1 protein-coding gene is annotated in these 10,258 nt (G+C 73.4%); it reads left to right on the top strand.

The window, feature by feature from the left end; all coding sequences use genetic code 11:
* The first annotated feature begins 13 nt into the window (after positions 1 to 13).
* A complete protein-coding gene (locus OG906_RS35570) occupies positions 14 to 10,258 on the top strand; it encodes a non-ribosomal peptide synthetase (RefSeq protein WP_329448403.1) in 10,245 nt (3,414 codons plus the stop codon).

Genomic DNA, 10,258 nt, shown 5'->3' with positions numbered 1-10,258 from the left:
GGAGACAAGCGAAATGACCAGGTCGAAGCCGCGGCTCGAGGGCATACTTCCGCTCTCCCCGCTTCAGCAGGGCCTCCTGTTCCACGCGCAGTACGACGCGCAGGGACCGGACGTCTACACCATGCAGTTCGTCCTGGACATCGAGGGCGAGCTCGACACGAAGGCGCTCCGCGCGGCGTGCGCCGCGCTGCTGCGCCGCCACTCCGGACTCCGGGCCGCGTTCCGCCACCGCAAGAACGGCGAGCCGGTGCAGCTCATCCCCTTCGAGGTGGCCCCGGACTGGACCGAAACCGACCTGAGCGGCCGACCAGCCGCCGACCGGTCGGCCGAAGCCGACCGGATCGCCGCCGCCGATCGCGCCCGCCGCTTCGACCTGGCGCGGCCCCCGCTGATCCGCTTCACCCTCGTCGCCCTCGGCGACGGCCGTCACCAGTTCCTGATCACGGCGCACCACATCCTGCTCGACGGCTGGTCGCGGGCCCTGCTCATCGGAGAACTCTTCGAGCTGTACGGGCTGCTGCGCAGCGGCTCCGACGAGAGCGCACTGCCCCCCGTCACCCCGTACCGCGACTACCTCGCCTGGGTGGCCGCCCAGGACCACACCGCCGCCGAGGACGCCTGGCGGCAGGTCCTCGACGGCCTGGAGGAGCCCACCCTCCTCGCCGCCCCCGACCCCTCGCGCGAGCCGGTCGCCCCCGCGCGGACCCGTGTCGAGCTGCCCGCGGCGCAGACGACCGAACTGGTCCGCTGGGCGCGCGAACGCGGCGTCACCGTCAACACCGTGGTGCAGGCCGCGTGGGCGATCGTCCTGGGCCGGCTCACCGGCCGTGAGGACGTGGTCTTCGGAGGCACCGTCTCCGGCCGCCCGCCCCAGGTCCCCGGCATCGAGTCCATGGTCGGCCTGTTCATCAACACCCTCCCCGTCCGCGTCACCCTCGACCCCGCCGAAACCCTCGGCGCCCTCCTGGAACGACTCCAGGCCCAACAGGCCTCCCTCATGGACCACCAGTACCTGGGACTCGCCGACATCCAGCGCCTCGCCCCGGCCGGCGGCGAACTCTTCGACACCCTCCTCGTCTTCGAGAACTACCCCGTGGACACCGAGGGCCTGCGCCGCTCCGCGGGCGGCCTCGGCGTCGTCGACGGACGCGGCCACGAGGGAACCCACTACCCGCTCGGACTGATGGTCCACGCCGGAGCCACCCTCGCCCTCGAACTCAGCCACCGCCCCGACGTCCTCGACACCGACGCCGCCGAAGCCGTCGGAGCACGCGTCCTGCGCGTGCTCGCCTCCCTGGCAGGCGCCGAGGACACCCCGGTCGGCCGGCTCGACCTGCTCGAACCCGGCGAACGCGCCAAGGTCCTGCACGAATGGAACGACACCGCCCACGACGGCGCGCTGCTCCCGCTGCCCACCCTCTTCCGGCAGACCGCCGACCGGCACCCCGACGCGATCGCCGTCCAGTACGGCGATCACGTCCTCACCTACCGCGCCCTCGACAGCCGATCCAACCGCCTGGCCCGGCTGCTCATCGCGCACGGCGCGGGCCCCGAGCGGACCGTCGCCCTCGCACTGCCCCGCTCCACCGACCTGATCGTCGCACTGTGGGCCGTCCTGAAGTCGGGCGCCGCCTACCTGCCCGTCGACGCCGGATACCCGGCCGACCGGATCGCCCACATGCTCGGCGACGCCCGCCCGGCGCTCGTCCTCACCGACCACGCCACCCGGGACGGCATCACCGCCGCCCTCCCCGCCGAGGACCGCACCCCCCTGCTCCTCCTCGACGACCCGGCCACCACCACCGCCCTCGGGTCCCTCGCGGACACCGCCGTCACCGACGCCGAACGGACCGCCCCGCTCGGCCCGCTCACCCCCGCCTACGTCATCTACACCTCCGGCTCCACCGGCAAGCCCAAGGGCGTCACCATGCCCGGCGGACCGCTGGCCAACCTCATCGGCTGGCACGAGACGGAACTCCCCGGCGGAGTCGGCGTACGGACCGCGCAGTTCACCGCCATCAGCTTCGACGTCTCCGCCCAGGAGATCCTCTCCACCACCCTCTCCGGCCGCACCCTCGTCATCCCCGACGAGGACACCCGCCGCGATCCCGCCGCCTTCGTCCGCTGGCTCGACGCACACCACATCGACGAGGTGTACGCGCCCAACCTGGTCATCGACGCGCTGTGCGAGGAAGCCGTCGGCCAAGGCCTGGAACTGCCGGCCCTGCGCCACCTCGCCCAGGCCGGCGAGGCACTCGTCCTGAGCAAGCGGATCCGCGACTTCCACCACGGCACCGGCCGCCTCCTGCACAACCACTACGGGCCCACCGAGACGCACGTCGTCACCGCGGCCACCCTCCCCGCCGACTCCGACGCATGGCCGAGCCGCCCCACCATCGGCCGCCCCATCCGCAACACCCGCGTCCGCGTGCTCGACAGCGCCCTGCGCCCCGTGCAGCCCGGAGTCCCCGGCGAGCTGTACCTCGCGGGAGCGGGCCTGGCCCGCGGCTACCTGGGACGCCCCGGCCTGACCGCCGAGCGGTTCGTCGCGGACCCCCACGGACCGGCCGGCACCCGCATGTACCGCACCGGCGACGTGGTGAGCTGGACCGCCGACGGCGAACTCGACTACCTCGGCCGCAGCGACCACCAGGTGAAGATCCGCGGCTTCCGCATCGAACTCGGCGAGATCGAGGCGGCCCTCACCTCACACCCCGCCCTCGCGCAGGCCGCCGTGATCGCCCGCGAGGACCGCCCGGGCCTGAAGACCATCGCCGCCTACCTGGTGCCCGCCGAAGGACACGCGGCGCCCACGGCGCAAGAACTCCGGACCCATCTCGACGGGACCCTCCCCGACCACATGGTCCCCTCCGCGTTCGTCACCCTGGACGCGCTCCCCCTGACCCCCAACCGCAAGCTGGACCGCCGGGCCCTGCCCGCCCCCGAGGGCGCGGCCGCCGCCGGACGGCCCCCGCGCGACGCACGCGAGGTCCGGCTCTGCGAGCTGTTCGCCGACGTCCTCGGCCTGGACCGGGTGTCGATCGACGACAGCTTCTTCGACCTCGGCGGTCACTCGCTGCTCGCCACCCGCCTGGTCAGCCGGGTACGGACCGCCCTCGGAGCCGAGATCGCCGTCCGCGCCCTGTTCGAGGCCCCGACCGTCGCCGCCCTCGCCGAGCGGATCGCCGTCGCCGGCCGGGCCCGCAAGGCCCTCGCCCCGGCCGCCCGGCCCGCGCGGATCCCGCTCTCGCCCGCCCAGCGCCGCTTGTGGTTCCTCGGCCGCTTCGAGGACGCGGGCGGCAACTACAACCTGCCGCTGGCCGTCCGCATCTCCGGCGACCTGCGCGTGCAGGCCCTGCGCACCGCCCTCGCCGACGTGGTGGCCCGGCACGAGAGCCTGCGCACCGTCTTCCCCGACGCCGACGGCCGGCCGCGTCAGCACGTCCTCGCCCCCGCCGATGCCGGCGTGCCCATGCCCGTGATCGGCGTCGCCGAGGAGGAACTCGACCGGGCTCTGGCGGCCGCCAGCGGCAAGGAGTTCGACCTCACCAGTGAACTCCCGCTACGAGCGCGCCTGTTCGCCCTCAGCGGTTCCGAGTACGTACTGCTCCTCGTCGTCCACCACATCGCGGCCGACGGCTGGTCCATGGCCCCCCTCGCCCGCGACCTGAGCGACGCCTACCGCGCCCGCCGCGCCGGCGAGCACCCCGCCTGGGAGCCGCTGCCCGTCCAGTACGCCGACTACACGCTCTGGCTCGACGACGTACTCGGCGACGAGCACACCCCCGGCGGTGAACTCGCCCGCCAGATCGACTTCTGGCGCACCACCCTGGCGGGCCTGCCGGAGGAACTCACCCTGCCCACCGACCGCCCCCGGCCGCCCGAGACGAGCTACCGCGGCGACACCGTCGACCTGACCATCCCCGCCGACACCCACCGGCGGCTCGCGGCGCTCGCCCGCGAACACCGCTCCAGCGTCTTCATGGCCGCCCAGGCCGCACTCGCCGGCCTGCTGCACCGCCTCGGCGCAGGCGACGACATCCCCCTGGGCACACCCGTCGCCGGACGCACCGACCAGGCACTGGACGAACTCGTCGGCTTCTTCGTCAACACCCTCGTCCTGCGCACCGACGTCTCCGGCGACCCGACCTTCCGCCAACTGCTGGACCGGGTTCGCGAAGCCGACCTCGCCGCCTACGCCCATCAGGACGTCCCCTTCGAGCAACTGGTGGAGACCCTCAACCCCGGGCGCTCCCTCGCCCGCCACCCGCTCTTCCAGGTGATGCTCTCCTTCCAGAACAACACGGAGGCCGCCCTCGACCTCGCCGGGGTGAGCACCACCGTGCGCCCCGTCGGCCTGAAGACCTCCAACTTCGACCTGTCGGTCGTCCTCGCCGAACGCTTCACCGCCGACGGAACCCCCGACGGCATCGAGGGCGGCATCGAGTTCGCGACCGACCTCTTCGACCGCCAGAGCGCGCGGGAACTCGCCGACCGCCTGGTCCGCCTGGTCACCGCGCTCGTCACCGAGCCCGACCGGACCCTGTCCGCGGTGGACCTCCTGACGGCCGAGGAACGCCAACGGGCCCTCGTCGACTGGAACGACACCACCCGGGACCACCCCACCGGCACGCTGCCCGGCCTGTTCGAAGCGCAGGCCGCCCGCACCCCCGCCGCCACCGCCCTGGTCTTCCAGGACGTCCGGCTCAGCTACCGCGCGCTCAACACCTGGGCCAACCGGCTCGCCCGACAGCTCATCGCCGACGGGGTCCGCCCCGAGCAGGCCGTCGCCGTCCGGCTGCCCCGCTGCGCCGAGCACATCGTGGCGCTCCTCGCCGTGATGAAGGCGGGCGCCGTGTACGTCCCGGTCGATCGCGGCTACCCGGCCGACCGCGTCACCTACATGATCCAGGACGCCCGCCCCGTCGCCGAACTCGCCGACGTCGCCGAACTCCACGCCCTCGACCGCGACCGCGCGTGGTCCGGCGAGAACCTGACCCCCGACGAGATCGCCGGTGCACCGCGCCCGGAGAACGCCGCGTACGTCATCTACACCTCCGGCTCCACCGGCCGCCCCAAGGGCGTCACCGTGGAGCACCGCAGCGTCGTCAACCTCTTCCACGACCACTTCGGCCGGCTCTACGCCCCGCAGATCGCACAGGCGGGAGACCGGACCCTTCGGGTCGCGCTGGGCGCCTCGCTCTCGTTCGACGCCGCCGTCGACCCGCTGCTGTGGATGCTCGCCGGCCACGAGCTGCACCTCCTCGACGACGAGACCCGCCACGACCCCGCCGTCTTCCACGCCTACGCCCGCCGCATCGGCGGCTTCGACCACATCGACACCACCCCCGGCCACTTCCAGCAGCTCCACGAGGCCGGCCTGACCACCGACGAGAGCACCCGGCCCCTCGTCGTCAGCCTGGGCGGCGAGGCACTCGGCGAGGCCCTGCGCGGTGAACTCGCCGCGATCGACGGACTGGTCACGCACAACCTGTACGGCCCCACCGAGACCACCGTCGACGCCCTGGGCCAGCCCATCACCGACAGCGACCGGGTGCTGGTCGGACGCCCGCTGGACAACTACCGGGCGTACGTCCTCGACACCGCGCTGCGCCCCGTCGCGCCCGGAGTGGCCGGCGAGCTGTACATCGCCGGCTCCGGCCTCGCCCGCGGCTACCTGGGCCGCCCCGGCCTGACCGCCGAACGCTTCACCGCCGACCCCTACGGGCCGCCCGGCGCCCGCATGTACCGCACCGGCGACCGGGCCCGCTGGGCCCGGGACGGCCGCGTCGACTGCCTGGGCCGCGTGGACGACCAGGTCAAGATCCGCGGCTTCCGCATCGAACCGGGCGAGATAGCGGCGGCCCTGGAAGCCCACGAGGAGATCGCCCAGGCCGCCGTCCTGGTCCGCGAGGACCGCCCCGGCATCCAGGAACTCGTCGCCTACACCACCCCGGCCGCCGGCCACACGGTACCGGCGCCCGAGGAACTGCGCCGCGTGCTCGGCGCACGGTTGCCCGACTACATGGTGCCCACCGCGTTCGTCACCCTCGACCGGCTGCCCGTCACCGTCAACGGCAAGCTCGACCGAAAGGCGCTGCCCGCCCCCGGACCGCGCACCGGCGCCGGCGGCCGCACCCCCCGCACCGCGCGGGAGAAGGCGCTCTGCGAGATCTACGCCGAGATCCTCGGTGTGGAGCAGGTCTCCATCGACGACAGCTTCTTCGACCTCGGGGGCCACTCGCTGCTCGCGATCCGGGTGACCGGACGCGTCCGCTCCCGCCTCGGCGCCGAACTCCCCGTCCGGGCCCTGTTCGAGGCACCCACCGTCGCCGAACTCGCCGAGCGCGTCGGCGACGCCGGCAGCGGCCGGACCGCCCTGACCGCCAGGGAACGCCCCGAGGAGATCCCGCTGTCACCGGCCCAGCGCCGGCTCTGGTTCCTGGACCGCTTCGAAGGGCCCGGCGCCACCTACAACATGCCGCTGGCCGTCCGCCTCACCGGCCCGCTCGACGCCGCGGCCCTGGAGGCCGCCCTCGGCGACGTGGTCGCCCGGCACGAGAGCCTGCGCACCGTGTTCCCCGACACCGACGGGCGACCGCACCAGGTGATCCTGCCGCCGCACGGCGTCCGCCCGGTCCTCGCCACGGCGCCGTACGACCCGCAGACATTGGCCGCCGAGGTCTCGCGCGGGTTCGAGCCGGACGCGGACCTGCCCCTCCGGGCGAGCCTCCTCAAGGCGTCCGACGACGACCACGTGCTGGTCGTGGTGGTGCACCACATCGCCTGCGACGGCTGGTCCATGGGCCCGCTGGCGCGAGATCTCGGGCAGGCGTACGCGGCCCGACTGGGCGGCGCCGCGCCGGAGTTCACGCCGCTTCCGGTGCAGTACGCGGACTACACGCTCTGGCAGCGCGAGGTGCTCGGCGAGGAGGACGACCCGATCAGCGAGCTGTCCCGGCAGATCGACCACTGGCGGAGCGCCCTCGCGGGCCTCCCCGAGGAACTGGTGCTGCCGACCGACCGCCCGCGCCCGCCGCGGCCGAGCCACCGCGGCGACACCGTCCCCTTCCGTGTCTCCCGCGCGACCCACGAGCGGCTGCTCGCCCTCGCCGGCGAGACGCGCGGCAGCCTCTTCATGGTCGTCCAGGCCGCCCTGGCCACCTTGCTGCACCGCATCGGCGCGGGTGAGGACATCCCGGTCGGCAGCGTGGTCGCGGGGCGTACGGACGAGGCCCTGGACGACCTGGTGGGGTTCTTCGTGAACACGCTGGTGTTGCGGACCGACGTGTCGGGGGATCCGACGTTCCGGGAGCTGGTGGAACGGGTGCGGGAAGCGGACCTGGCGGCGTACGCCCACCAGGACGTGCCCTTCGAGCGGCTGGTGGAGGTGCTGAACCCCGAACGGTCCATGGCCCGCCACCCCCTCTTCCAGGTCATGCTCGCCTTCCAGAACACCGGCGAGGCCACGCTCGACCTCGCCGGCCTGAGCATCGCCGCGCAGGACATCGAGTTCGACGCGGCGAAGTTCGACCTGACGTTCCAGCTCGCCGAGGGCGCGTCGGGTCTGGAGGGGAGCGTCGAGTACGCGGTCGATCTGTTCGACCGGGTGACGGCGCAGGCTCTGGCCGCGCGGCTGGTCGCGGTGCTGGACGCGGTCGCGGCCGATCCGGAGGCCCGGGTCGGGGCGGTCGAGGTCCTCTCGGAGCGTGAGCGCGCGCTGGTGGTGGGGGAGTGGGCCGGCTCCGGGAGCGAGCGGGAACCGGTGACCCTCCACGGTCTGTTCGAGGCCACCGTGTCGCGGACGCCCGAGGCGCCCGCGGTGGTCAGCGGCGATCTCGTCCTGTCGTACGCGCGGTTGGAGGCGCGGGCGAACCGGCTGGCGCACTGGCTCACGGACCGGGGTGTCGGTCCGGAGGGTGTGGTGGCGTTGGTGCTGCCGCGTTCGGTGGACAGCGTGGTGGCCCGGCTCGCCGTGCTGAAGGCGGGGGCGGCCTACCTCCCGGTGGACCCGGAGTACCCGACCGAGCGCATCGCGTTCATGCTCGACGACGCCCGTCCGGTCCTGGTCCTGCGCGAGCTGCCGCAGACGGACGACCAGGCGTCGCACCGGCCCGCGTCGGCCGTGGCACCGGAGAATCCGGCGTATGTGATCTACACGTCCGGGTCGACGGGGCGGCCCAAGGGCGTGGTCGTCCCGCACACGGGCCTGGCGAGTTTCGCGGCGGCGCAGATCGAGCGGTTCGACGTGGACGCGCACAGTCGTGTGCTGCAGTTCGCGTCGCCGAGCTTCGACGCCTCCGTCCTGGAACTGGTGATGACCTTCGCCGCGGGCGCCGCGCTGGTGGTCCCGTCGGAAGGTCCGCTGGCAGGCGAGGTGCTGGCCCGGGTGCTGGAGGAGGAGCGGGTCACGCACGCGCTGATCCCCCCGGCGGCGCTCGCCAGCGTTCCGGCGGGTCCGTTCGCCCGGTTCCGCTCGCTGATCGTGGGTGGCGACGCCGGCTCGGCGGAGTTGGTGGACCGGTGGGCGCCCGGGCGTCGGATGGTCAACGCGTACGGACCGACGGAGTCCACCGTGGTCGCCACCACCTCGGCACCCCTCGTGGCGGGTTCGGGCGTGCCCTCGATCGGCACGCCCATCGAGGGCACCCGGACCTACGTGCTCGACGCGTCCCTGCGGCCCGTCGCGCCGGGAGTCGCGGGTGAGCTCTACCTCGCCGGCGCCGGTCTGGCCCGCGGCTACCTGGCCCGCCCCGCCCTGACCGCCGAACGTTTCACCGCCGACCCGCACGGCCCGTCGGGCAGCCGCATGTACCGCACGGGCGACCTGGCCCGGTGGACCCGCACGGGTGAGCTGGAGTACCTGGGCCGTTCCGATGACCAGGTCAAGGTGCGCGGCTTCCGCATCGAGCTCGGCGAGATCCAGACCGTACTGGGATCGCACGCCTCGATCGCGCAGAACGCGGTGATCGTCCGCGAGGACCAGCCGGGCACCAAGCGCCTCGTCGCCTACCTGACCCCCGCCCCCGGCGCCACGCCCGACAGCGAGACGCTCCGCGCCCACGTGGCGGCCCGGCTCCCGGACCACATGGTCCCGTCCGCCTTCGTCACCCTCGACGTCCTCCCGTTGACCGTCCACGGCAAGCTCGACCGCAAGGCCCTGCCCGCCCCCGGCCTCGACACCACCCCCGGCGGGCGCGGACCCCGCTCGGCCCAGGAGGAAGTGCTCTGCGGCCTGTTCGGCGAGGTCCTCAAGGTCGACCGGGTCGGCATCGACGACAGCTTCTTCGAGCTTGGCGGCGACAGCATCACCTCGATCCAACTCGTCAGCCGGATCCGCTCGGTCCTCGGCGTCAAACTCAGCAACCGGGGCATCTTCGAGACCCCGACGGTCGCCCGACTGATGGACAAGCTCGGCTCCGGCCAGGACGGCGACGGCTTCGAGGTGCTGCTGCCGCTGCGTCCCGCCGGCGAACGGCCCCCGCTGTTCTGCGTCCACGGCGCGGGCGGCCTCAGCTGGCCGTACTCGGCGCTGCTGAAGCACATCGGCGCCGAGTACCCGGTCTACGGACTCCAGGCCCGCGGCCTGGACGGCAAGGACCGCATCGCGGCCGGGGTCGAGGAGATGGCCGCCGACTACCTGGACCAGATCCGCACGGTCCAGCCGTCCGGCCCCTACCACCTGCTCGGCTGGTCCTTCGGAGGCCTCGTCGCACACGAGATCGCCACCCGGCTGACGGAGGCGGGGGAGGAGGTCGCGCTCCTCGCCAACCTGGACCAGACCCCGTACGACGAGTCCTGGGAAGACGACGACTACACGCTTCCGACGGAGCGGGACGTCCTGGAGACCCTCCTCGACTTCGTCGGATACGACCTGGCCGAGCTGCGCGAGCAGCCGCTCGACCACCAGCGGGCGATGGAGCTCATCCGGGGCCGGGACAGCGCGCTCGCCAGCCTGGAGGAGCACCACATCTCCGCCTTCGTGAAGGTCGGCATCAACAACCACGTGCTGAGCGCCGCCTACCGGCCGCGCCGGTTCGACGGCGAACTGCTGCTGTTCGTCTCCACGGCCGGCGTCGCCGACATCGCCGGCAAGACACGGGACTCGGTGGCCGCCTGGCAGCCGTACGTCGCCGGCCCCGTCACCACCCACCCGGTGCACGCGCACCACGGACACCTGCTGCAGCCGGAGCCGGCGGCCGAGATCGGCCGGGTCGTCCTCGACAAGCTCGCCAGTCAGCTGACCTCCGTCAACTGA

Origin of the sequence: Streptomyces sp. NBC_01426, from assembly GCF_036231985.1 — a bacterium.
Taxonomy (GTDB): Bacteria; Actinomycetota; Actinomycetes; order Streptomycetales; family Streptomycetaceae; genus Streptomyces.
The sequence above is the reverse complement of the archived record's forward strand: the minus strand, read 5'-3'. Positions and strand labels throughout refer to the sequence as shown.

Bases quoted from the DNA above. Each gene is read 5' to 3' on its own strand.
- OG906_RS35570 (WP_329448403.1), top strand. From the start codon at position 14: ATGACCAGGTCGAAGCCGCGGCTCGAGGGCATACTTCCGCTCTCCCCG.